Source organism: Subsaxibacter sp. CAU 1640, assembly GCF_023156585.1.
GTDB lineage: Bacteria > Bacteroidota > Bacteroidia > Flavobacteriales > Flavobacteriaceae > JBPOFM01.
Genome location: NZ_JALNMI010000006.1, coordinates 51,855 through 75,159, shown reverse-complemented (window position 1 = coordinate 75,159; position 23,305 = coordinate 51,855). Strand labels below are relative to the sequence as shown.

The following is a 23,305-nucleotide window of genomic DNA, read 5'->3' as shown; positions in this document are numbered from 1 at the left end:
TTTAAACGATGACAACAACAGCAAACAAAACGGCCTTGGTAACAGGAGGCAGTAGAGGTTTAGGCAGAGATATGGCACTTCAATTGGCACTCAAAGGATTCAACGTTGTGCTCACCTATCACAGTAAATCGGATGAGGCAGAATCTGTGGTAAAAGAGATTAAAAGTCTTGGGCAAAATGCCGCGGCACTTCAATTGGACGTTGCAAAAAGCGAAACATTTGATAGCTTCAAAGAACAACTAACAGAGGTTTTGAAAAACAACCTTGGAGTGAATGGTATCGATGCTTTGGTGAACAATGCAGGCGTTGGTTACCACTCCGATTTCAAATCAACCACCGAAGAAGGTTTTGACCAAATGGTAGACATCCATCTAAAAGCACCTTACTTCTTGACTCAAAAGTTGCTTACCGTTTTAAAGGATGGCAGTAGCATTGTGAACATTTCGTCAGGATTGACGCGTTTTTCTTTCCCTGGCTATTCGGCATACGCCATTATGAAAGGCGGTGTGGAAACATTATCCAGTTATCAGGCGAAAGAATTGGGTGGTCGTAAAATCCGTGTGAACACGGTTGCTCCAGGTGCCATTGAAACTGATTTTGGTGGAGGTGCCGTTCGTGACAACAAAGAGTTAAATGACAATATTGCATCCTTAACGGTATTGGGTCGTGTGGGTCTTCCTGATGACATCGGTGGCGTGGTTGCTTTCCTTTGTTCAGATGATTCAAAATGGGTGAACAATCAACGCATTGAAGTCTCTGGAGGAATTTTTGTTTAGTGAATGAAACTCTATGAATGAAAAAAGCCATCTTATATAGATGGCTTTTTTCATGTTAAGTATAGAATTAATTGAGCGACTTCATATCAATGACAAAACGATATTTTACATCACTTTTTAGCATTCGTTCATAGGCTTCATTAATGTTTTGTATGTCAATCATTTCTATATCTGATACGATATTTTTTTCTCCGCAGAAATCCAATAATTCCTGTGTTTCCGCAATACCACCTATCAAAGAACCCGAAATTGCTTTTCTCCCCATCACCATGGGTGCTGTGTTCAGGATTGATTCCAACGGACCTAGAAAACCTACGAGAACTAAAGTTCCGCTATGATGTAATGTTGCAATGTAAGGATTCAAGTCGTGCTCATAAGGAACCGTATCGATGATGACATCAAACTTACCTGCTACAGCCTCCATCTGGTTTTCATCGGTTGAAATGATTACGGCATCGCAGCCCAACTCTTTCGCATCCTGCTTCTTTTCTGGACTTCTGGAGAACAAAAACACTTCAGCACCAAGGCCTTTAGCCAACTTAATCGCCATATGACCTAGTCCGCCAAGGCCCACAACCGCCACTTTGCTACCTTCCTTGACATTCCAATGACGTAAAGGCGACCAAGTCGTAATGCCAGCACATAATACTGGCGCCACCGCAGCGAGGTCTAGATTTTCAGGCACTTTGAGTACAAAATGTTCATCAACTACCACTTTTTGCGAATAGCCTCCGTATGTTTGCTGTCCTTCCAAATGCTTATCAGGACCGTTATAAGTACCTGTCCATCCATTTTCGCAATATTGCTCCAAATCATCTTTACAGCTTGAACATGCTCTACAGCTATCTACCAGACATCCAACAGCCACCGTATCGCCAACTTTGTATTTGGTAACGCTGTCACCAACATTTGTGACTTTACCAACTATTTCGTGACCGGGAACAGCTGGGTATACTGTATTCTGCCAATCATTTCTGGCAGTGTGTAAATCAGAATGGCAAACACCACAATAAAGGATGTCTATCTCGACATCTTTAGGTGTAAGTTCTCTTCTTTTTATAATAATTTCTTTTAAATCGGCATCAGCAGCTTGCGTGCCATAGGCCTTAACTTGTGTAGTGCTCATTATCTATTGGTTTTACCAACAAGTTAAGCAATTAATCAGAATTGCAGGTGAAATACCTTGGATATTAAAGATAGTTTAACGTTTCAAAAATCAGCTCGTATTCAGAATCTAAAACTAGAAGGCTTCCTCTGAAAGTTCTTTATTAATAATAGCACCCGTGAGGTTACCAGTATACACTGCATTTGCCAAGGAACGCATCATCGCAGAATTGTCGCCACAGGCATACACCCCTTCGATTGTTGTTTGTTGGAAAGCTGTGATTCGCAAATGTCCGAGTTCTGTCAATTCACAACCCATTTCTTCTGGAACAGAACAATGTTGCTCAAAAGGAAGTGCTGCATACATAGCGTCAAACTCTTCCTCACTATCGTCAGTATAAATAACCTTTTCAATTTGTCCGCCTCTGTGAATGATTTCCTTGACTGATTTTTCTATGATTCGAAGTTTGTTATTTTTCAATTTTTCCAATTGCTCTTCTGGAAAATCAACTTTATCGGAGGTTATGATACTCAAATCGTCGGTTAGATTTGATACCAAGGATGCCAAATGAAAGGCTTTATGTGGCTCTGCAAATAAAGCCGTTTTTTTGCCGCGGAGTTCATAACCATGACAATAAGGGCAATGCACCACAGAAATGCCCCAACATTCTGAAAAACCCGTTATGCCTGGCATTATATCCTTAATTCCTGTTGCAAAAATCAATTTTTTTGAATTGAACACGTCTCCTTTTTCAGTAGTTATGGAAAAGCCACTTTTCGTTTTCTTTCCTTTTATTGCCAATCCATCGTAGAAAGTAACGGTTTTATATTTCAACACTTGCTTTTTGGCTTTTTTGGCAATGGCGGCAGGTGCTTCGCCATCTTGTGTCAAAAAATTTTGTGAGTGAGGTGTTTGCCTGTTGCAAGGAAGTCCGCTATCGATTACTAAAACATCTCGTAAGGTGCGGCCAAGTGACATCGCTGCTGAAAGTCCTGCATAACTGCCTCCTATAATAATCACTTCAAAATTTTTCTTGCTTTTCATATTCTAAAAAAAACAATGTGAGAAGAATAAAAAATCAATCATTCAGCATTTTCCACAACCGGTCCTTTAGTTCGGTAATGCCTTGCTGCGCCACTGAAGAAATCAGCATATAGTCAATTGGCAAGGTTTTATCGAGTTCAGCTTTGAGTTCAGCCTTTAATTCGGCATCAAGCATATCGCATTTGGAAATAGCAATGAACCGCTCTTTGTCCAACATTTCAGGATTGTAACGGCGCAGTTCATCCAGAAGAATTTCGTATTGTTTACTAATATCTTTTGCATCTGCCGGAATCAAAAACAACAAAATTGAATTGCGTTCAATATGACGCAAAAAATAATGACCAAGTCCTTTCCCTTCAGCCGCACCTTCAATAATACCTGGAATATCTGCCATTACAAAGGTTTGGAAATCGCGATATTCTACAATGCCAAGATTTGGTTTTAATGTGGTGAACTCATAATCTGCAATTTTTGGCTTTGCAGACGTGATTACCGACAACAATGTAGATTTTCCAGCATTTGGGAAACCAACCAAGCCAACATCCGCAAGAACTTTTAGCTCCATCAAGATATCCTTTTCAGTCTTCGGAAGACCAGGCTGTGCATAGCGTGGCGTTTGATTGGTAGAGGTTTTAAAATGCCAATTACCCAAACCGCCTTTACCGCCTTCTACCACTATTTTCTCTTCATTATGTTCGGTAATTTCAAAGAGTACCTCGTCTGTTTCAGAATCTTTGACAACAGTTCCCAAAGGCACTTCAATATAGACATCTTCACCGTCGGCACCTGTACTTCTTGACGCACTACCGTGTTCACCATGACCTGCCTTCACATGCTTTTGAAATTTCAAATGAAGCAACGTCCAAAGGTTTTCGTTTCCTTTGACAATGACATGACCTCCTCTACCACCATCGCCACCATCAGGGCCACCTTTAGCCACAAATTTCTCGCGATGTAAGTGCATAGAGCCTTTGCCTCCATTTCCAGAAGCCACATGCATTTTTACATAATCTACAAAATTCCCTTCAGTCATGAGTTCTTTCCGCGAAAGCAGAAATTTATTTTAAAAAGTTATTATATCCTTTTCGAAAGCAAACAACATTAGCTACTTGATCTATTTATTTTGTTATCCGTCTTGATTTTCCAATTATAAAGTAAGCTATTGCACCAAACAAAGGAGCAAATAAAATAACTAACACCCAAATAAGTTTTTCATTATTTGGAAAACGATTTGAAAGCACTGAAATCAAGGCAAATAGTGGAAATACAATGACAAAAACTATAAAAAAAATCCAAAAGAATAATCCCAATTCAGAAGTTACTAAATCCATTATAATTGGTCTATAACTTTACTCAATCTTTGAGTGATTTCCTCAATGCTCCCTACACCGTCCACACCATAGTATTTATCTTGTGCCTTGTAGTAATCCTTAAGAATAGCCGTTTTTTTGTAGTATTCCTTAACGCGATTTCTGATGATATTTTCATCAGCATCATCTGGTCTACCACTTGTTTTGCCTCTTTCCAACAAACGCTCTACTAAAATTTTATCATTAACCTCAAGTGCAATCATAGCATTGATCTCAGAATCTTTTTCATCTAGCAAATCATCCAACGCCTTGGCCTGCGCATCCGTACGTGGGAAACCATCAAAGATAAAGCCGTTAGCATCTGCATTTTTTTCAACTTCAGCAGCCAACATATCAATGGTCACCTTATCAGGCACCAATTCGCCTTTATCCATATAGGACTGCGCTAACATTCCTAAAGCTGTTTCGTTCTTGATGTTAAATCGGAACACATCGCCTGTAGAGATATGGATCAGATTGTATTTTTCCTTTAAAAAATTGGCTTGCGTGCCTTTTCCAGCACCTGGAGGTCCGAAGAGGACAATGTTTGTCATGTGTTGCGTTGTTTTGAGTTGGTACACTTCGGGAAGGTCTCTTCCCAATCCGTCGAAATCCAAACCGTAACCTACGATGAATTTGGTCGGAATCTCGATACCAACGTAATGTAATTTAAAATCTTTTTTGTATGCTTCTGGTTTGTAAAAAAGCGTTGCTATTTTTAGTTCCTTGACGTTCTCATTTTTAAAAATTCGGTGCACTTCAGCAAGCGTTTTACCCGAATCAATAATGTCTTCAAGAATAATGACAGTTCGTCCCGTCAAATCTTGTGTCAAACCTATCAAACGCTGAATATCATCTGTCGATTTCAATCCTTCGTAAGATGCTAATTTAATGAATGTGACTTCACAAGGTTTTGGAAATTTCTTCACAAAATCACTCACGAACATAAACGATCCATTAAGAATCCCAATAAACACCGGAATTTCATCTCCCAAGTCATTGGCAATGTCATTCGCCATGCGCGTCACAACATCCAATATCTCTTGTTCAGAAATAAAAGGTTTAAAGTATAAATCGTGTAATTTAATCAAGAAAAATAGCTTTTAAACAACAAAGATAAGATTTTGATTCACGATTTACGATTTTTGATTTACGATTTTCACAGTTTAAATGTATTTTTGTAGGATTAAAGGTCAAACCTTTTCTCAACTATCTTTTAAACAAAAAATCTTTCGCTTTAGTAGCAATACATCATGAATTATTTTTCTTCAGATTTCAAACTCGGTATTTTAGGTGGTGGACAATTGGGGAAAATGCTGCTCAATGACACCCGAAAATTTGACATTTACACCTGTGTTTTGGATCCGAGTGCTGATGCGCCTTGCAAGATTGCCTGCAATGAATTTTTCCAAGGAGATTTAATGGATTACCAAACTGTTATTGATTTCGGAAGGAAAGTGGATGTGCTGACCATAGAAATCGAGAATGTGAATGTGGACGCTCTCGAAACCTTGGAAAAAGAAGGCAAAAAAATCTATCCAGCATCCAAGACCTTACGCACCATTCAAAATAAAGCCACACAAAAGTTGTTTTACGTAGACAACAGCATTCCAACTGCTGATTTTGTGCGTTTTGCTTATGTTTCAGAAATTGAAGATGCCATTGACAATGGCGGAATACAATTGCCATTTGTTTGGAAAGCTGCACAATTTGGCTATGATGGCAATGGCGTAAAAATTGTACGGAGCAAAGACGATTTAAAAGACTTAAAGGATGGCGAATGCATTGCAGAAACAATGGTGCCGTTCAAAAATGAATTGGCAGTCATCGTAAGTCGCAATACAAGCGGTGAAGTAAAAACGTTTCCTGTGGTGGAGATGGAATTTCACCCCGAAGCAAATCAGGTTGAGTATGTGATTTGTCCTGCGAGAATTCCCACCAAGGTGGCTTTAAAAGCGCAGGAAACTGCAATGAAAGTATCCAAAGCATTTAATCACGTTGGGTTGCTGGCTGTTGAAATGTTTCAAACCGAAGATGATTATATTTTAGTGAACGAAGTTGCGCCCAGACCTCATAATTCTGGTCACCATACCATTGAGTCGAGTTTTACCTCACAGTTTGAACAACATTTGAGATGCATCTTGGATTTACCATTGGGAAAGACGGATAATAAAGTGGCTGGCGTAATGGTGAATTTGGTTGGTGCCGAAGGATATACAGGCAATGTGGTGTATGAAAATATTGCTTACATTATGCAAATGGAAGGCGTAACACCTCATATTTATGGAAAAAAGCAGACACGTCCATTCAGAAAAATGGGCCACGTTACTATTGTAAATGAAGATTTGAATATGGCAAGGTCTATTGCGGAAGATGTGAAGAACAGTATTAAAGTGATAAGTGAATAATCAATTATAGAATTGTGATTTTATGAGCAAAATAGGAATCATTATGGGAAGCAGGAGCGACCTACCGATTATGCAGGAAGCCATTGACATTTTAAAGGAATTTGGTATTGACACCGAAGTAGATATTGTATCTGCACATCGTACGCCAGAAAAACTTTTTGATTATGGGAAACACGCTCATACTAGAGGCATTTCTGTGATTATTGCTGGTGCAGGCGGCGCAGCCCATCTGCCAGGAATGGTGGCATCGCTTTCTCCGTTACCAGTCATAGGTGTACCCGTAAAAAGCAGTAACAGTATCGATGGTTGGGATTCTGTTTTATCAATACTTCAGATGCCTGGAGGCGTTCCTGTGGCGACTGTGGCATTAAATGGCGCAAAGAATGCGGGGATTTTGGCAGCACAAATCGTTGGAAGTTCTGATGAAGTGGTTCGAAATAAAGTCATTGCTTATAAAGAATCGCTGAAAGAAAAAGTGATTGAATCTTCAAAAAACTTATAAAAAAACCTCGGCTTTTGGCCGAGGTTTTCACCGCTATTAATCAATTATATATGAATAACATTACAAATGTTCCTATATAACTGTGGCAAAAATAGAAATATATTTTAATGATTTAAAAAAAATCGAAATTAATTTAGAACAATGTTTTAAACTTAACAAAGTTTAACATCCGGACAATTAAAATTCTTACAAAACAAATGAATATTTTAAATACTCCATTTTCAACAACTTATAATACCGCACCTTTTTCAAAGATAAAAAATGACCATTTTATGCCTGCGTTTAAAAGTGCCATTGAAGAAGCTAAAAATGAAATAGATGCCATTACAAATTCTTCAGAGAAGCCAACTTTTGAAAATACCATAGAAGCTTTGGAATTTTCAGGACAGCAATTGGACCGAATCTCCAGTATTTTTTTCAATCTGAATTCAGCTGAAACTAATGATACGCTGCAACAAATAGCTCAAGAAGTGTCACCATTGTTATCAGAATTCAGCAATGACATTACTTTGAATGAAGAATTATTCAAACGCGTCAAAACGGTTTATGACCAAAAAGATTCGTTGGATTTGACGGTTGAACAGCAAACCCTTCTTGACAAGAAATACAAAGGTTTTTCAAGAAATGGCGCAAATTTATCCGAAGTAAAAAAGAAACGTCTCCGCGAAATTGATAAAGAGTTGAGTCAGTTGAAACTGAAGTTCGGCGAAAATGTCCTGGCAGAAACGAATAATTTCGAAATGTTAATCACCAATGAAGACGACCTGTCAGGTTTGCCAGAAGGCACAGTGGAGGCAGCAAAACAGCTTGCCGAAAGCAAGAACAAGGATGGCTGGATGTTTACGTTGGATTATCCAAGCTACATTCCATTTATGACATACGCCGATAATCGTGAGTGGCGTAAAAAACTATCGATTGCAGCAGGAAAAAAGGCGTTTAAAGGTGATAAATTAGACAATCAAAACAATGTGCTTCAAATTGCAAAACTTCGATTTGAACGCGCACAATTGTTAGGTTATCAAACGCACGCGCACTTTGTACTTGAAGAACGTATGGCGAAAACACCTCAAAAAGTTGAATCATTTTTAGATGAATTACTTCAGAAAGCAAAACCTGCCGCTACGAAAGAGTTCGTCGAGCTACAAGAATTTGCCAATGATGCTGATGGTATCAATCAATTGGAGAAATGGGATTCCGCTTACTATGCTGAAAAATTAAAGCAAAAGTTATTTGATTTGGATGATGAAAAGCTCAAACCCTACTTCAAGCTGGAAAACGTCATTGATGGTGCGTTTACGATTGCTCAAAAGTTATATGGTTTACATTTTGAAGAAATTACAACTATTGACAAATATCACGAAGAAGTGTTGACTTATAAAGTGACGGATGAAAAGGGTCAGTTGGTTTCGATTTTTTATGCCGACTTTTTCCCAAGACCTGGCAAACGCAATGGTGCCTGGATGACGTCTTACAAGCCACAGTTTGTGAAAAATGGTGAGAATGAACGTCCGCATATTTCTATCGTGTGCAACTTTACAAAACCAACCAAAAGCAAACCCTCCCTTTTAACCTTTAACGAGGTGACCACACTTTTTCACGAGTTTGGCCACGCACTCCACGGTATGTTAGCGAATACCAACTACCCTAGTCTTTCTGGAACGAGCGTATTTTGGGATTTTGTAGAATTACCAAGCCAAGTATTGGAAAATTGGTGTTACGAGAAAGAAGTGTTGGAATTATTTGCGAAGCATTACCAGACAGGTGAAGTGATTCCGATGGATTTAGTTCAGAAAATAAAAGATTCCGCAGCCTTCCACGAAGGAATGCAAACGTTGAGACAATTGAGCTTCGGGTTTTTGGATATGGCGTGGCACGGTATTGACCCAACTGATGTTGTAGATGTCAAATCACACGAACTGAAGGCGTTTGAAGGCACACAATTATTTGCGGATGTTGCTGAAAATTGTATGAGTACTTCTTTCTCACATATTTTTCAAGGTGGTTATTCTTCAGGATATTACAGCTACAAATGGGCGGAAGTCTTGGATGCGGATGCTTTTGAGTTTTTTCAGGAAAAAGGTATTTTTGATCAAGAAGTTGCGACCAAGTTTAAGGACAATGTGCTTTCAAAAGGAGGCATCGAAGACCCAATGGTGCTTTATAAGCGCTTTAGAGGTAAAGAGCCAAGACCTGATGCCTTGTTAAAACGAGCAGGTCTAATAGAAAAATAAAATATTGATAAAGGCTGAACTACAACTTCAGCCTTTTTTATTCAATTAAACTTTCAATAATTTTTGAAAGTTTAAAATTTATTTATACATTTGTTCTATGGAATATCAAGAAGCAAAAGAAAAATTCATCAATACTTGGGGAAGTCTTGGTTCGCTATGGGGAATCAACAAAGCTATGGCGCAGATACAGGCATTGCTTTTTATATCTCCTAAAGCTTTGTCCATGGAAGATATTATGGAAGAGCTTCAGATTTCTCGCGGCAATACAAGTATGAATTTGCGCCAATTGATGGATTGGGGCATTGTAAGTAAAGAGTTGGTGCCTGGTGAGCGAAAGGAGTTCTTCACCACACAAAAAGATGTTCAGGAGTTGGCACGTATTGTAGCAAAAGAGCGCAGTCGAAGGGAAATTCAGCCTGTTGTAAAAGTATTGCAGGAAGTTTCATCCATTAAGGACGATGGCACAGAAAAGACGAAGGAATTGATCAAACAAACACAGGCATTGCACGAATTGACAGAATCGGCTGATGCGATGCTAAATACTTTGGTCAATCAAAAACAAAATTGGATTACCAAATCATTGGTAAAACTATTAAAGTAAAAATTTTTAAATAATACTTTCAATATTTTCTGAAAGTTTAATATTATAGAAATGAATATACTGATTTCAATTAATAGAATATTGCTGATAACTACGTTCATTTTATTTGCAACAATTTATCTTGGTTTTATGGCCGAAATAATTCTGGGTAGTTTTCAAATATTATGCTCATTGATAATAGTATTATACTGGAAAAAAATCAATCACAAATCACAAAAGAATCTAAAAATATACTGGTTTCTCACCCTTTTATATGCCTTAGGCTTTTTTATTGATTGGGGAAAATTAAGCGACTACTTTATATCTTTTTTCATAGGCTTGGCTATAATTCCGATGGGTCTAGCCGTCTATTTTACCAAAATCATTGAAAATATTAAAAAGCAACTATTATGAACATTCAAATTCCAAATTGGCTTATCGTTCTTGGAGGATGTGGGCAAATCTTCACAGCACTGATTTATCCATATATTCGGCATCAAGTTTTTGATTGGTATAATGATGTGAAACAATTAAAACCTTTGAATCAAGAAATTGCCAAAACTTATGGTCGATACATTCAAGGACTCAACTTTTCATTTGGTTTGATTGCCATTTTGATTCCAAATGATTTAAAAAATGCCACTAACCTCGCCATCGCTATCACAGGTTTGATTGCCGCTTATTGGGTTGGAAAAGTTGCTACACAAATAGCCTACTACCCAATGTACGAGATTCCGAAGAGAAAATTGTTCAAAATCGGAAATTATGGAATGAATGCCTTGTTTGTTCTATTTGCCGTCGTTTATTCTCTTCTATTCATTACTAACGTCTTTAATCACTAAAACAATGAAAACAGCAGCCATCAACATAAAAGACCTTTCAAAGTCGAAACAAATAGAAATGGTTGACTTCTATAATGAAGCAACCGAAGACTATCAATTCTGGAGCCAAGATTTTAATATGCATTTTGGTTATTTCATCCCATTTAAAACCTGCGTTTTCAAAAGAGATGCAATGCTGAATGAAATGAACAATCAAGTGATTAACCGTTTAGGTATTTCAAACAACCACTCCCTCCTAGCCGATCTAGGTTGCGGAATGGGTGGCACGATGCGATACGCCCTTAAAAAACATTCGAATCTTTCAGCTTTCGGTGTGACTTTATCTGATTTTCAAGTGACCAAAGGAAACCAACTTTTAAAAAATCAAAAAGGAACGATTCTAAAAGAAAACTACAACCACACCTCTTTTCAATCCAACACGTTTGATGCAGCTGTGGCCATCGAGAGCTTTTGCCATTCAGGACATAGCAGTGAATCTTTAAAAGAAGCCTATCGGATACTAAAACCAAATGGCAAACTGGTTATTGCAGATGCCTTTTTAAAGAAGGAGGAAGAAGAGCTTTGCTATGGAAGCCATCTTTCCTATAAAAAACTTTGTGACCATTGGAGTCTTTCAAAACTGGAAACTATTGATAAAATGGTCGCTAAACTCAAAGCAGAAGGTTTTTCAGAAATCAAAGTCGAAGACGCTTCGTTTAGAGTGGCACCATCCGTACTTCACGTGCCTTTTGCCATCCTTGGTTTTATGCTGAAGAGTTTATTTGGCAAAGGTTCGCTAAAACGTGAAAGTCTGCACAACTTAAAAGGTTCATTCTATGCATTAGTATCTGGTTTGCATATGAAAAGCTTTGGATACTATATCATAACTGCTAAAAAAGCAAATCAATAACAATACTCTTTAATGCGGCAAAACGATTTTTCATTCGATTAAAAACATTCACTTTTTTATCCTATTTTTGATAAAAATTGCGATACCTAAATGTCAAACCATCAGCTCAATCCCAATAACTGGATAGACCTGTATTCCGATTATCTTTTTAATTACACCATCACTCGTGTAAATGATAGAGAGATTGCCAAGGATTTAATACAGGACACGTTTGTTGCTGGATTGAAGTCTATGAAAAATTTTAAAGGTGAAGCCAACGAACGCACCTGGTTGATCTCTATCCTTAAACGTAAAATCATTGATTATTACCGAAAAATCAATTCGAACAAAGGCAAAGCCGAAGTGCGAATGACCTATGTGAATGATGACCAAGAAGGTGATTGGCTCGAAGAACGTGCGGAAGATGACGGTCAATTGAATGCTGAAGAAACAATTGAGAATTCAGAACTTGGAGATGCCATCTATAATTGTATGGATAAGCTTTCCGAAAAAGAGGCCACCGTTTTTAAAATGAAGACCATTTTGGGCTATGAAACAGAAACCATTTGTAATGAATTGGGCATCACTGCGTCTAACCTATGGGTTATCTTGCATCGTGCCAGGACACAATTGGCCGAATGTCTTGAAAAAAAATGGCTCTAACTAACAATTAATTCTTTCAAAATGGAAGAGATATCGAAACGAAAAAGTCTTTTGTTTATTTCTTGCGAAGAGGCATTTCATATTTGTGATAAAAAACAATATGGCGAAGCATCATTTTGGGAAATGCTCAAACTGAATCTGCGACTTATTTGGTGTAATATGACAAAGAGTTATGTTAAGAAAAATAATCAACTTACGACTACCATCAAAACTTCAAGAGTAGAATGCCTCCACAAGTCAGAGCGTGAAGTGCTTGTTGAACGTTTCAATGAGCATTTAAAAAATGAAATGCAATCCTAGCCAGAGTATCGGCACTCCTTCTACCCAAAAAGAGCTATAGTAATCACTTCGCTCCTTCTTCGAAAATATCACGAACATCATCAATAAAACCGTAATCATCAAAGACATCAAAATTTCGTTGGAATTTAATTCATCTTTAAAAAATTCAATGAAAAAGAATACCATAGTCAACAAAACACCTATGGTCTTTGTCTTTTTGACACCGATGGTTTGAGGAATCGTAGATAGTTTTAGGCTGTCATATTTCAAATCGCGTATTTCAAAAGGTAGCATTAAAACTATCACAAAAATAAAACGCTGAAATGCGGTCAGCCACACATCATCATTAAACTGAAAATTACCATTCAAAAGAGGAAGCAACACCGTAACTCCAGACCAAACCAATCCGATCACATAAACTTTCAAACCACCAATACTACGAAGATTTTTTTGCTTGTCCATAAAAAATCGCTTCGGAAAAAATGGGATGGCATACAAAAAAGTGATGACACCAAAGATGGCAATATAGGCCAAAGATTCCCACTGCAAATGCCAAGCACAAAAGCACATCAACAGGAAACACAACATTGAAAATATCTGAATTATTTTGAGCCAACTTGCCAAACTGCGATGATGGAATTTCGCCAGACCGAAGTACTTAACAAAATTATAGCCCGTAATGGTTGCAAAAATGATGAAGCTCAACACCCAAAAATCAAATGGCTGCTCAAACTTTATCAAAGTGATATAAGAGAGTGCAAATGCAGATAATGCTACGTGAATGCTACTGTTGATGTAAAAATCAAAAATCTGCTTTAAAATCTTCATTTAGTAAAAATACGCATTGTGTTAATAAGACCGTTTAATCGTTAAAAACTTTAGTTTTACTTAACTAAAAATGCTCTTTAATTGCGTAATTTTGCGCTTGAAAAAATGCCTTTCCAGCACACGCTGGAATTTAACACAACTTTGCATTAATGAATACAAACGCTTTCGCACTTCGCCACATTGGTCCTGATGAAAACGACCAAAATCAAATGTTGAAGACTATTGGAGTTGATTCTCTTGACCAACTCATTTATGAAACCATTCCGGATGATATTCGCTTGAAAAAAGAGTTGGATCTTGATGAGCCAATGACCGAATATGAGTACCTCAACCACGTTTTGGAATTATCAAAAAAGAACAAGGTTTTTAAATCTTACATTGGTTTGGGATACCATCCTACCATCGTTCCAGCGGTTATTCAACGCAACATTCTTGAAAACCCAGGATGGTACACAGCTTACACACCTTACCAAGCAGAGATTGCCCAAGGACGTTTGGAAGCTTTGTTGAATTTCCAAACTATGGTGACCGATTTGACCGGAATGGAAATTGCGAATGCATCGTTGTTAGATGAAAGTACAGCTGCTGCGGAAGCAATGAGTTTACTTTTTGCCGTGCGTGAGCGTGATCAAAAGAAAAACAACGTCAATAAGTTTTTCGTTTCTGAAGCGATTTTGCCACAAACTTTATCCTTATTACAAACTAGAGCAACGCCTATTGGTGTTGAATTGGTAGTTGGCCCTGAAGAATCCTTCAATTTTTCTTCGGAATTCTTTGGTGCTATTCTTCAATATCCAGGAAAAGACGGATTGGTTAGCGATATCAAATCTTTCATCGAGAAAGCCAATGAAAATCAAATTAAAGTAGCAGTTGCTGCCGATATTTTAAGCTTGGTAAAACTAGAGGCTCCTGGGAAATTTGGTGCAGATGTCGTTGTCGGAACCACCCAGCGTTTTGGAGTACCAATGGGTTACGGAGGTCCACACGCAGCGTTTTTTGCGACTAAAGAAGCTTACAAAAGAGATATTCCTGGACGTATCATCGGTGTTACAAAGGATATGAACGGCAACAGAGCATTGCGTATGGCTTTGCAAACTAGAGAGCAGCATATCAAACGTGATAAAGCGACTTCAAATATTTGTACGGCACAGGTTCTTTTGGCTGTGATGGCTGGTATGTATGCTGTTTACCACGGACCGAAAGGCCTTCAATTTATTGCTGATAAAGTTCACAATACTGCTTCCAGCGTCGCCAAGGCCTTAACAGAACTTGGTTACAAACAGAAAAACAGCTCTTATTTTGACACTATCAAGGTGGAGGCTAATGCTGAAAATATCAAAAAGATAGCTGAACAACACGAAGTCAATTTCTATTATCCTAATGCGGATACCGTTACCATTTCATTCAACCAAACAACATCTCTCAAGGATGCCAATGAAATTGTTTCGATTTTTGCCAAAAACAGAGAAAAAGAGACAGTCAAAATCACTTCGATTAAAGACGTCAATAACATATCAGAACCTCTCCAACGTCAGTCTGACTTCTTGACTTTGGATGTCTTCAATAAACATCATTCTGAAACTGAATTGATGCGTTACATCAAGATGCTTGAGCGCAAAGATTTATCCTTGAATCATTCGATGATTTCATTAGGTTCTTGCACTATGAAACTGAACGCAGCCGCGGAGATGTTGCCTTTGAGTTGGCCAAATTGGGGCACAATGCATCCATTTTGTCCAGTTGAGCAAGCTGAAGGTTATCAAATTATGTTGAAAAAACTGGAAGATTATTTAACCGAAATTACTGGTTTTGCCGCTACTTCATTGCAACCAAATTCTGGTGCACAAGGTGAATATGCTGGCTTGATGGTCATCAAAGCCTATCACGAATCACGAGGCGATCATCATAGAGACATTTGCTTAATTCCGTCTTCAGCGCACGGCACCAATCCTGCCAGTGCTGTGATGGCAGGAATGAAAGTAATCGTTACAAAATCAACTGATGAAGGTAATATTGACATCGATGATTTACGCGAAAAAGCATTACTTCACAAAGACAACCTATCCTGTTTGATGGTTACTTATCCATCTACACACGGTGTGTACGAGTCAGCCATTAGAGAAATCACGAAAATCATTCACGATAATGGCGGACAGGTGTATATGGATGGCGCCAATATGAATGCTCAAGTTGGGTTGACAAATCCAGGAAACATTGGTGCTGATGTGTGCCATTTAAACTTACATAAAACATTTGCCATTCCTCACGGAGGTGGCGGACCAGGTGTTGGACCAATTTGCGTAGCAAAACAATTGGTACCTTTCTTGCCTGGAAATCCAATCATCAAAATAGGAGGTGACAAAGCCATTACTGCTATATCTGCGGCGCCATTCGGTTCTTCTCTGGTGTGCTTGATTTCTTATGGATACATCAAAATGCTTGGAGCTGAAGGTTTGACACAAGCTACTAAAACTGCTATTTTAAATGCAAATTACATCAAGCAGCGCCTTCAAGGTCAGTTTGATACTCTTTATTCTGGTGAAAGAGGTCGTGCAGCACACGAAATGATTGTGGATTGCAGACCATTCAAAGAAAATGGCATTGAAGTAACAGATATTGCAAAACGATTGATGGACTACGGATTCCACGCTCCTACAGTATCATTCCCGGTAGCTGGAACCTTGATGATTGAACCTACGGAAAGCGAAAGTAAGGAAGAAATGGACCGTTTTTGTGATGCGATGTTATCCATCAAAAAGGAAATTGACAAGGCGTCCAAAGATGACGCCGAGAATGTTCTCAAAAACGCACCGCACACTTTGGCTATGTTGACAGCTGATACTTGGGATTTTCCATATTCAAGACAAACGGCGGCATATCCTTTGGACTATATTCAAGAGAATAAATTCTGGCCATCGGTAAGACGTGTGGATGATGCTTATGGCGACAGAAATCTAATCTGTACTTGCGCACCTATTGAGGAATATATGGAAGCTTAAACGCAACCAAACTTTCAAGAAAGCTCTTTTTTAATAAATTTGAAAAAGGGCTTTTTTCATTTAAATTTGATAAGATTAATAGCTTTTCATTAAAAATTCAATAATATTCTTGAAAAAATAACCAAAATCAAAACAACAAATATTAATAATAAGTACATTAGTCAATTGAACTGTAATCATCCCTAAATATGTCCATCAAAATCACAGGAACAGGAAGCTATATACCAAGTAGCATCGAAAAAAACGAGAACTTTTACAAACATCAATTTTTAAATACTGATGGGTCCACCTTAACCCATCCAAATGAAGTAATTATTGAAAAGTTCAAGGCGATTACTGGGATTGATGAAAGACGTTATGCATTTGATCATTTGACAGCTTCCGATTTGGGATTTTTTGCAGCCGAAAAAGCAATTGCCAACGCTAAAATCGATCCTGAAGAATTGGATTATATAATTGTATCTCACAATTTTGGCGATGTCAAACACAATACCATTCAAAGTGATATTTTGCCATGCCTTGCATCACGAGTAAAGCATAGTTTACGAATCAAAAACCCAAAATGTGTGGCATACGACATTTTATTTGGATGTCCTGGGTGGGTTGAAGGTGTTATACAAGCCAATGCATTCATTAAAGCTGGTATTGCTAAAAAGTGTTTAGTTATTGGTGCTGAAACATTGTCGAGAGTGGTCGATAAACACGACAGAGACTCTATGATTTATAGTGATGGAGCTGGTGCCACCATCGTGGAGGCAACTGATGATGAAGGTGGCATTTTGGCTCACGAAACAGCAAGTTTTACGTATGATGAAGCTTATTTTCTGTTTTTTGGCAATTCAAACAATAAAGATTTATGCCCCGATACGCGATACATCAAAATGGATGGCCGTAAAATTTACGAATTCGCATTGAGCAATGTGCCATTGGCTATGAAAGCTTGCCTGGATAAGTCAGGCGTAGGTATTGAGGAGGTCAAAAAGATATTCATCCATCAAGCAAATGAAAAAATGGACGAAGCCATCTTGAAGCGTTTCTACAAGCTTTATAATGCTGAAATCCCTGATGGCATTATGCCTATGAGTATTCAGGAATTGGGTAATAGTTCTGTTGCCACGATTCCAACATTATATGATATGGTTCGCAACAACGAGATACAAGGGCAAGAATTGAATAAAGGTGACATCATTATGTTTGCAAGTGTTGGTGCTGGAATGCATATCAATGCTATCGTTTACAAATACTAACATGTACGAGCACACTTTCCCAAATAAAAGGTATAAAAAAAACCTTCAATTTCTAAAATCACATATTTCAACTAATTCTTCAGTTTTAGATTTAGGAGTGGAAAATCCTTTTACAGATTTTATGAAGAATGAAGGATATTTGGTTGAAAACACAAAGGGTGAAGATTTGGATTTTGATACATCAACTATTGAAAATTCATCTGCGGAAGTTGTCACTGCATTTGAAATTTTTGAACATCTGTTATCGCCTCTTACGGTTTTAAAATCAATAAAAGCCAATAAGTTAGTAGCGAGTGTTCCTATGCGCTTGTGGTTTTCTAATGCCTACAGAAGTAAAACGGATGCTTGGGACCGACACTATCACGAATTTGAGGATTGGCAATTTGACTGGCTACTGGAAAAAGCCGGCTGGAAAATAGTTGCAAGAGATAAATGGACGAACCCAACAAAGAAGCTTGGTATAAGACCGTTATTGCGGCTATTTACCCCAAGATATTATATTGTTTATGCAGAAAGAACGCAAAGTTCCAAATTCTAAATTCCAAATTCCAAAAAAAGTAACCTCTAATAATTGGGATTTGGGTTTTTAATATTGAAATTTGTTGAATGAATTTCTACATCGTCATCCCAGCGCATAATGAAGAAGATTCCATAGGTTTAACTTTGGAATCGTTGGTGAGACAGACTCTCGTGCCAAAAAAAGTGGTGATGGTGAATGATAATTCATCTGACAATACCTATACAATAGCCAACAAATTTGCTGAAAAATATCCTTGGATATCGGTGGTGAACAAAACCTCATCGAATAAACATTTGCCTGGCTCAAAAATCATCAATGCATTTTATAAGGGCTTTGAAACGCTTGATACGGAATACGATGTGATTTGTAAGTTTGATGCTGATTTAATCTTTCCTGCAAACTATTTGGAAGTATTATCAGATCATTTTCAAAACAACAACAAACTGGGAATGGCAAGCGGATTCTGTTACATCAAAAAAAATGATGAATGGGTTTTGGAGAATTTGACTCGAAAAGACCATATAAGAGGCGCTTTAAAAGCCTACAGAAAACAGTGCTTTCTTGACATTGGAAAATTAAAACCTTCAATGGGATGGGACACTGTTGATGAGTTATTGGCGAAATATCACGGTTGGGAAATTTTAACGGATGACTCACTACATATAAAGCACCTAAAACCTACAGGAATCAGTTACAACAAAGCTTCAAAATATCTTCAAGGAGAAGCTATGTACAAAATGCGTTATGGTTTTATGATTACCTTGATTTCAGCTTTGAAATTGGCTTACAAAAAGAATAGTTATGCTTTATTTAAGGATTATATAAACGGATTTTTTCGTGCGAAAAAAGCAAAAACAGAATTTTTGGTATCCGAAAAGGAAGGGCAATTCATTAGAAACTTACGCTGGAAAGGAATTTTTAAGAAGTTCTTTTAAAATCAACCAATAACTCTTTTATAGACATTTGTTCAATTGAAATTCCAATCTTTATAACTGGCCAAAGCTTCCAATTTGTTTTCAATAGAATCCTCTAATTCAGGAAAAAAATCGATTCCTGTGAGTTTCTCAATAGAATCAACAGAAACCACGAATTTATAAAGCGGATCATTGGAGTTTTTATGAGACATCAAAAAAGCGATCATCTTAATATTTCCATTGTTGGCGTCCAATATTATTTTGTAAAATTGATTGGGAACAGCTACTTCCTCATCTCCAATAGTTTTCAGGCCATCCTCCAAAACACCTCCTGTCACTACAAAAACACCATCATATTTACTGGCCCAATACCTCGTTTTTTGCTCCAACGTATTCCAAATACCTGAATTGAACTCGTGCTCTTGAGGACTGATATTGCTTGTTAAGAATGTTTCGTCGTGCGCTTGTTGGCTATAATTTCGATCTCCAGCCGGACATAAATGCCCACGATCATATCCAGAATTTTTATAATTACGCCAATGGGCTGCGCCAGTTTTCACAGCTTTATCTATTTCAAAATAAGGTCGTTTAAAGTTGGAATTTGATAGGTGCGATTTTTTAAGTTCATAAGCCACCCATTCTGCCTGTTCGTGTGGCTCACTATATGAGAGCGAATAACCTTGATGATGAATCACCTGCCCAGTAGTGCTGCTAGGCAAGAAGAATTCATTAGTATCTGTCTTTACCTCTTTCCCATTTTCAATGATGCTAGAAACCTCTTTCTCCTTTAGAAAATGTTCATAGCCATACACTCCCAACACTAGGACAAGAGCAACAATGATGTAAAATCTTCTTTTTTTCAAACTAATCAAAGACAAATTCCAATGGTTGACCAATGGCACCATTTGGAAAACTAAAGCCTAAAAGTGCTGACATGGTGGGGGCGATATCAGTGATTTCTGTTCTTTTATAAGTCTCTCCATGCTTGATTCCTTTACCAAAAAACAACAATGGCACATGTGTATCATAATTTAATCCTGAACCATGGGTTGAGCCTTTTGGTCCATAAGAAATGAATGAAGGGTCGTAAACATACAAAATGTCACCCGATTTTTTTTGGTTAAAACCTTTTTGCAACAAGGCTTCAACCCCTGCATTGAATTCTGCCGTGCTCATAGTTGTAGCAGTGTAAACCTTATCAATGTTTGGATAATTGATCATTTCACTTACGATAGATGTTTGCACTTCTTCCAAATTCAATCCTAAAACCTTTAGTTTGGCATGATCTAAAAACACTTGATTATTACTAATGTTTTCAATGATTTCTTCAGAACCAAAAGCAGAATTAAGAAACTCGGTTAATCTACTTTTTAGATCTCGTGAGTCAATATATCCCGCTGGAATTTTTAAACTTTTTAAATAAGAAGGCACCTCAACAGCGGCATGGTCGGCTGTTAAAAAAACAGTGTAATTTCCTTTTCCAACTTTTGAATCCAAAGTATTAAAAAAACGCTCTAAATCTTTATCCAGTCGGATGTATGTATCTTCAATTTCTTTTGAGTTGACTCCAAAATTATGACCAACGTAATCTGTACTTGAAAAACTGACAGTTAACACATCTGTAATTTTATCTTGACCTAATTGTTCACCCTCAAGTGCTGCAATAGCAAAATCTGCTACTATACTATTTCCGTAGGGAGTACTTTTTAAAATATCATATTCTCCATTTTGACTTTTCAAGGATTTCAAATCGTAAGGAAAAGCCGCTGTTTCTTTCCCTCTAAATCCGCCTTCAAAATTATTCAAATCAATGCCACTTTCTTTATAGGTTTCAATATCATACAAGGTATTCCAAGGTTTTAAATATGATTCTGCCTTACCAGAATTATTAAAATCATCGACCCATTTCGGCAGTGAATTCATATAAAATGTACTACTTATAAAATATCCTTTATCCTTTCCATAAAACCAATAAGCTGCATTAGCCGTGTGACCTGCTGGTAAAACTGCTCCTCTATCTTTAATAGAAATACCTATAGTTTTGCCTTGCATTTGTGAAAATAGGCGATTCTCATCTGCAAATGAAGTGGTTTTCATTCTGTGCGGTGACATTTGACCTTCATAAGAATCTACACCAACTGATTGAACAGTTGAATCTCCCGCACAATATACCATTGACTTCGATTCTTTATCATACCAATCATTACCCATAATACCATGATATTTTGGTGTTGTTCCAGTGAAAACTGAAGCATGTCCTGGCCCAGTGTACGTTGGAACATAGTTGAAATGATTGTTTCTACAATTGAAGCCTTCATTCATCATTCTTTTGAAACCGCCTTCTCCATACTTACTGTAAAAACGCGTCAAGTAATCAAATCGCATCTGGTCAACAACAATCCCAACAACCAACTTTGGCCGTTCATCGGTAGGTGAAATTTTCTCCGTGGACGCAGTGGAAACAGACTTTTGAGATTGACAAGAAAGGGCAAAAAAGCACATGATCAGTACCGATAAAAAATATTTCATTTCTAGTGTTTAGTTTGTAGATTTCAAAAATACGGTTTTTAACAGAATCATAATTTTAAATAAAGGTTAATAACGTTCAAGTTTTTTATAACTTAGCGGTTACAAATTTTGCTATGTCGTATATACATAATATTGGCGCCTACTTTTTGATGATTAAAGAAATGTTTCGCAAGCCCACCAAATGGTCTGTTATGCGAGGCTTGATTTTTAAAGACATTGATGATTTGATTATTGGTTCCTTGGGCATCGTAGCATTCATTTCTTTTTTTGTCGGTGGTGTTGTAACGATTCAAACGGCTTTAAACATCAGCAACCCTTTGATTCCGAAATATCTTGTTGGTTTTGCAACACGTCAGTCAGTCATATTGGAATTTGCGCCTACATTTATCTCAATAATCATGGCGGGTAAGGTCGGATCTTTTATTACTTCGAGTATTGGTACCATGCGTGTTACCGAACAAATAGATGCTTTAGAGGTTATGGGAATCAATGCCATCAATTATTTGGTGTTTCCAAAATTTGTGTCTTTGATGCTCTATCCTTTTGTGATTTCAATTGCAATGTTTCTTGGTATTTTAGGTGGTATGGCAGCATGTATTTATGGCGGATTTAGCACCTTGGATGACTATATAACTGGTGTTCAAATGGACTTTATTCCGTTTCATATGACCTACGCATTCATCAAAACCTTTGTCTTTGCATTTTTATTGGCAACAATTCCTTCTTATTATGGTTACTTTATGAAAGGTGGTGCACTTGAAGTTGGTAAAGCCAGTACAACAGCGTTCGTCTGGACGAGTGTGATGATTATCTTGTTGAATTATATTTTAACCCAAATGCTTTTAAGTTAATGATCGAAGTCAAGGATATATATAAATCATTTGGTGACCATGACGTTTTAAAAGGCATCAGTACAACCTTTGAAAAAGGAAAGACCAATCTGATCATTGGTCAAAGTGGTTCAGGGAAAACGGTTTTTCTTAAATGTTTATTGGGGTTATTTATTCCAGACAAAGGAAGCATTTCCTATAATGGTCATGATTATTTAGACCTTTCTGATGATGAGAGAAGTGATTTAAGGGCGGAAATGGGCATGGTTTTTCAGGGAAGCGCACTGTTTGATTCGATGACCATTGCAGAAAACGTCATGTTTCCTTTGAAAATGTTTACCAAACAAAGCAAAAGTGAAATGCAAGACCGTGTCAATTTTGTATTGAAACGTGTGAATCTAGCCGATGCGCATAAAAAATTACCAAGTGAAGCTTCTGGTGGAATGCAAAAACGTGTTGCTATTGCTAGAGCCATTGTCAATAAACCGAAGTACTTATTTTGCGACGAACCTAATTCTGGCTTGGATCCAAAAACTGCAACGGTTATTGATAATTTGATTCAAGAGATTACACAAGAGTACGATATTACCACGATGATAAATACTCATGACATGAATTCCGTAATGGAAATCGGCGAAAAAATCATCTTCTTAAAAGATGGTCTCAAGGAATGGGAAGGCTCCAACAAAACCATTTTTAAGACGGATAATGAGGCTGTGACCAACTTTGTTTACTCTTCAGATTTGTTCAAGCGTGTTCAGAAGATGTATCTTGAAGAAGATATGTAAATT

Annotated in this window: 23 protein-coding genes; 15 read left to right on the top strand and 8 right to left on the bottom strand. The window is 37.5% G+C overall.

All coding sequences use genetic code 11. From position 1 onward, the window contains the following. The first annotated feature begins 8 nt into the window (after nucleotides 1–8). Nucleotides 9–776, top strand: coding sequence for an SDR family NAD(P)-dependent oxidoreductase (locus M0G43_RS15055; RefSeq protein WP_248027863.1), 768 nt, complete (start codon nucleotides 9–11; stop codon nucleotides 774–776). Between the two features lie 67 nt (nucleotides 777–843). Here the strand turns inward: M0G43_RS15055 and M0G43_RS15050 are convergent, their stop codons facing one another. The 5 genes from M0G43_RS15050 to M0G43_RS15030 form a co-directional block, all read right to left on the bottom strand. Next, nucleotides 844–1,902: an NAD(P)-dependent alcohol dehydrogenase gene (locus tag M0G43_RS15050; RefSeq protein WP_248027861.1), complete on the bottom strand. Its 1,059-nt coding sequence runs from the start codon at nucleotides 1,900–1,902 to the stop codon at nucleotides 844–846. A gap of 114 nt (nucleotides 1,903–2,016) precedes the next feature. Then, nucleotides 2,017–2,925 carry an NAD(P)/FAD-dependent oxidoreductase gene (locus tag M0G43_RS15045; RefSeq protein ID WP_248027859.1) on the bottom strand — a complete coding sequence of 303 codons (909 nt, stop codon included), beginning with the start codon at nucleotides 2,923–2,925 and terminating at the stop codon, nucleotides 2,017–2,019. 34 nt (nucleotides 2,926–2,959) lie between these two features. Further along, nucleotides 2,960–3,958: a GTPase ObgE gene (gene obgE / locus M0G43_RS15040; protein ID WP_248027857.1), complete on the bottom strand. Its 999-nt coding sequence runs from the start codon at nucleotides 3,956–3,958 to the stop codon at nucleotides 2,960–2,962. A gap of 85 nt (nucleotides 3,959–4,043) precedes the next feature. Further along, the gene (locus M0G43_RS15035) at nucleotides 4,044–4,256 is read right to left on the bottom strand and encodes a PLD nuclease N-terminal domain-containing protein (protein WP_248027855.1); all 213 of its coding nucleotides are present in this window, start codon (nucleotides 4,254–4,256) and stop codon (nucleotides 4,044–4,046) included. Next, entirely contained in the window at nucleotides 4,256–5,365 is a 1,110-nt protein-coding gene (locus M0G43_RS15030; protein WP_248027853.1) for an adenylate kinase, read from the bottom strand. The genes M0G43_RS15035 and M0G43_RS15030 overlap by 1 nt, the downstream gene beginning before the upstream one ends. Nucleotides 5,366–5,527: 162 nt before the next feature. Between M0G43_RS15030 and M0G43_RS15025 the strand changes: the two genes are divergently transcribed. From M0G43_RS15025 to M0G43_RS14990, 8 genes are all read left to right on the top strand, one after another. Next, the gene (locus M0G43_RS15025; RefSeq protein WP_248027850.1) at nucleotides 5,528–6,682 is read left to right on the top strand and encodes a 5-(carboxyamino)imidazole ribonucleotide synthase; all 1,155 of its coding nucleotides are present in this window, start codon (nucleotides 5,528–5,530) and stop codon (nucleotides 6,680–6,682) included. Between the two features lie 22 nt (nucleotides 6,683–6,704). Next, complete coding sequence (purE, locus tag M0G43_RS15020; RefSeq protein ID WP_248027848.1) at nucleotides 6,705–7,184, top strand: 5-(carboxyamino)imidazole ribonucleotide mutase; 480 nt, start codon at nucleotides 6,705–6,707, stop codon at nucleotides 7,182–7,184. Nucleotides 7,185–7,381: 197 nt separating this feature from the next. Then, nucleotides 7,382–9,415, top strand: coding sequence for a M3 family metallopeptidase (locus M0G43_RS15015; RefSeq protein ID WP_248027846.1), 2,034 nt, complete (start codon nucleotides 7,382–7,384; stop codon nucleotides 9,413–9,415). A gap of 97 nt (nucleotides 9,416–9,512) precedes the next feature. Further along, nucleotides 9,513–10,016, top strand: a complete 504-nt coding sequence (locus M0G43_RS15010; RefSeq protein ID WP_248027844.1) for a GbsR/MarR family transcriptional regulator — start codon at nucleotides 9,513–9,515, stop codon at nucleotides 10,014–10,016. Between the two features lie 389 nt (nucleotides 10,017–10,405). Beyond that, nucleotides 10,406–10,837 carry a hypothetical protein gene (locus tag M0G43_RS15005; RefSeq protein WP_248027841.1) on the top strand — a complete coding sequence of 144 codons (432 nt, stop codon included), beginning with the start codon at nucleotides 10,406–10,408 and terminating at the stop codon, nucleotides 10,835–10,837. 4 nt (nucleotides 10,838–10,841) lie between these two features. After that, nucleotides 10,842–11,726 (top strand): methyltransferase domain-containing protein, encoded by an 885-nt coding sequence (locus tag M0G43_RS15000; protein ID WP_248027838.1) that lies wholly within the window; start codon nucleotides 10,842–10,844, stop codon nucleotides 11,724–11,726. A 90-nt stretch (nucleotides 11,727–11,816) separates the two neighbouring features. After that, nucleotides 11,817–12,368, top strand: a complete 552-nt coding sequence (locus M0G43_RS14995; protein WP_248027836.1) for a sigma-70 family RNA polymerase sigma factor — start codon at nucleotides 11,817–11,819, stop codon at nucleotides 12,366–12,368. A gap of 21 nt (nucleotides 12,369–12,389) precedes the next feature. Continuing rightward, complete coding sequence (locus M0G43_RS14990) at nucleotides 12,390–12,668, top strand: hypothetical protein (protein ID WP_248027834.1); 279 nt, start codon at nucleotides 12,390–12,392, stop codon at nucleotides 12,666–12,668. Here the strand turns inward: M0G43_RS14990 and M0G43_RS14985 are convergent. Next, complete coding sequence (locus tag M0G43_RS14985) at nucleotides 12,645–13,475, bottom strand: hypothetical protein (protein ID WP_248027832.1); 831 nt, start codon at nucleotides 13,473–13,475, stop codon at nucleotides 12,645–12,647. The two genes, M0G43_RS14990 and M0G43_RS14985, sit on opposite strands and share 24 nt — an antisense overlap. A 149-nt stretch (nucleotides 13,476–13,624) precedes the next feature. Here M0G43_RS14985 and gcvP point away from each other — a divergent pair, with 149 nt between their 5' ends. From gcvP to M0G43_RS14965, 4 genes are all read left to right on the top strand, one after another. Beyond that, nucleotides 13,625–16,474, top strand: a complete 2,850-nt coding sequence (gene gcvP, locus M0G43_RS14980) for an aminomethyl-transferring glycine dehydrogenase (RefSeq protein WP_248027830.1) — start codon at nucleotides 13,625–13,627, stop codon at nucleotides 16,472–16,474. A 188-nt stretch (nucleotides 16,475–16,662) separates the two neighbouring features. Beyond that, nucleotides 16,663–17,721 carry a 3-oxoacyl-ACP synthase III family protein gene (locus M0G43_RS14975; protein WP_248027828.1) on the top strand — a complete coding sequence of 353 codons (1,059 nt, stop codon included), beginning with the start codon at nucleotides 16,663–16,665 and terminating at the stop codon, nucleotides 17,719–17,721. A 1-nt stretch (nucleotide 17,722) separates the two neighbouring features. Further along, nucleotides 17,723–18,259 carry a class I SAM-dependent methyltransferase gene (locus tag M0G43_RS14970; protein ID WP_248027826.1) on the top strand — a complete coding sequence of 179 codons (537 nt, stop codon included), beginning with the start codon at nucleotides 17,723–17,725 and terminating at the stop codon, nucleotides 18,257–18,259. Nucleotides 18,260–18,327: 68 nt separating this feature from the next. Next, a complete protein-coding gene (locus M0G43_RS14965) occupies nucleotides 18,328–19,176 on the top strand; it encodes a glycosyltransferase family 2 protein (protein ID WP_248027825.1) in 849 nt (282 codons plus the stop codon). Nucleotides 19,177–19,208: 32 nt separating this feature from the next. Here M0G43_RS14965 and M0G43_RS14960 read toward each other — a convergent pair whose 3' ends face one another. Then, nucleotides 19,209–20,018 carry a DNA/RNA non-specific endonuclease gene (locus tag M0G43_RS14960; RefSeq protein ID WP_248027823.1) on the bottom strand — a complete coding sequence of 270 codons (810 nt, stop codon included), beginning with the start codon at nucleotides 20,016–20,018 and terminating at the stop codon, nucleotides 19,209–19,211. A gap of 1 nt (nucleotide 20,019) precedes the next feature. After that, complete coding sequence (gene pafA / locus M0G43_RS14955) at nucleotides 20,020–21,684, bottom strand: alkaline phosphatase PafA (RefSeq protein ID WP_248027821.1); 1,665 nt, start codon at nucleotides 21,682–21,684, stop codon at nucleotides 20,020–20,022. Between the two features lie 113 nt (nucleotides 21,685–21,797). Between pafA and M0G43_RS14950 the strand changes: the two genes are divergently transcribed. Beyond that, nucleotides 21,798–22,535 carry an MlaE family ABC transporter permease gene (locus tag M0G43_RS14950; protein ID WP_248027819.1) on the top strand — a complete coding sequence of 246 codons (738 nt, stop codon included), beginning with the start codon at nucleotides 21,798–21,800 and terminating at the stop codon, nucleotides 22,533–22,535. Beyond that, complete coding sequence (locus tag M0G43_RS14945; protein ID WP_248027817.1) at nucleotides 22,535–23,302, top strand: ABC transporter ATP-binding protein; 768 nt, start codon at nucleotides 22,535–22,537, stop codon at nucleotides 23,300–23,302. The genes M0G43_RS14950 and M0G43_RS14945 overlap by 1 nt, the downstream gene beginning before the upstream one ends. The last annotated feature ends 3 nt before the right edge of the window (nucleotides 23,303–23,305 follow it).

Excerpts from the sequence above, each read along its gene's own strand:
- M0G43_RS14950 (WP_248027819.1), top strand. The coding sequence starts at position 21,798 with ATGTCGTATATACATAATATTGGCGCCTACTTTTTGATGATTAAAGAA.
- M0G43_RS15025 (WP_248027850.1), top strand. The coding sequence starts at position 5,528 with ATGAATTATTTTTCTTCAGATTTCAAACTCGGTATTTTAGGTGGTGGA.
- M0G43_RS14965 (WP_248027825.1), top strand. The coding sequence starts at position 18,328 with ATGAATTTCTACATCGTCATCCCAGCGCATAATGAAGAAGATTCCATA.
- M0G43_RS15045 (WP_248027859.1), bottom strand. The coding sequence starts at position 2,925 with ATGAAAAGCAAGAAAAATTTTGAAGTGATTATTATAGGAGGCAGTTAT.
- M0G43_RS14945 (WP_248027817.1), top strand. The coding sequence starts at position 22,535 with ATGATCGAAGTCAAGGATATATATAAATCATTTGGTGACCATGACGTT.
- M0G43_RS15010 (WP_248027844.1), top strand. The coding sequence starts at position 9,513 with ATGGAATATCAAGAAGCAAAAGAAAAATTCATCAATACTTGGGGAAGT.
- M0G43_RS15050 (WP_248027861.1), bottom strand. The coding sequence starts at position 1,902 with ATGAGCACTACACAAGTTAAGGCCTATGGCACGCAAGCTGCTGATGCC.
- M0G43_RS15000 (WP_248027838.1), top strand. The coding sequence starts at position 10,842 with ATGAAAACAGCAGCCATCAACATAAAAGACCTTTCAAAGTCGAAACAA.
- M0G43_RS15055 (WP_248027863.1), top strand. The coding sequence starts at position 9 with ATGACAACAACAGCAAACAAAACGGCCTTGGTAACAGGAGGCAGTAGA.
- M0G43_RS14970 (WP_248027826.1), top strand. The coding sequence starts at position 17,723 with ATGTACGAGCACACTTTCCCAAATAAAAGGTATAAAAAAAACCTTCAA.
- obgE (WP_248027857.1), bottom strand. The coding sequence starts at position 3,958 with ATGACTGAAGGGAATTTTGTAGATTATGTAAAAATGCATGTGGCTTCT.
- purE (WP_248027848.1), top strand. The coding sequence starts at position 6,705 with ATGAGCAAAATAGGAATCATTATGGGAAGCAGGAGCGACCTACCGATT.
- M0G43_RS14975 (WP_248027828.1), top strand. The coding sequence starts at position 16,663 with ATGTCCATCAAAATCACAGGAACAGGAAGCTATATACCAAGTAGCATC.
- M0G43_RS14985 (WP_248027832.1), bottom strand. The coding sequence starts at position 13,475 with ATGAAGATTTTAAAGCAGATTTTTGATTTTTACATCAACAGTAGCATT.
- M0G43_RS14990 (WP_248027834.1), top strand. The coding sequence starts at position 12,390 with ATGGAAGAGATATCGAAACGAAAAAGTCTTTTGTTTATTTCTTGCGAA.
- M0G43_RS15035 (WP_248027855.1), bottom strand. The coding sequence starts at position 4,256 with ATGGATTTAGTAACTTCTGAATTGGGATTATTCTTTTGGATTTTTTTT.
- M0G43_RS14995 (WP_248027836.1), top strand. The coding sequence starts at position 11,817 with ATGTCAAACCATCAGCTCAATCCCAATAACTGGATAGACCTGTATTCC.
- gcvP (WP_248027830.1), top strand. The coding sequence starts at position 13,625 with ATGAATACAAACGCTTTCGCACTTCGCCACATTGGTCCTGATGAAAAC.
- pafA (WP_248027821.1), bottom strand. The coding sequence starts at position 21,684 with ATGAAATATTTTTTATCGGTACTGATCATGTGCTTTTTTGCCCTTTCT.
- M0G43_RS15015 (WP_248027846.1), top strand. The coding sequence starts at position 7,382 with ATGAATATTTTAAATACTCCATTTTCAACAACTTATAATACCGCACCT.
- M0G43_RS15005 (WP_248027841.1), top strand. The coding sequence starts at position 10,406 with ATGAACATTCAAATTCCAAATTGGCTTATCGTTCTTGGAGGATGTGGG.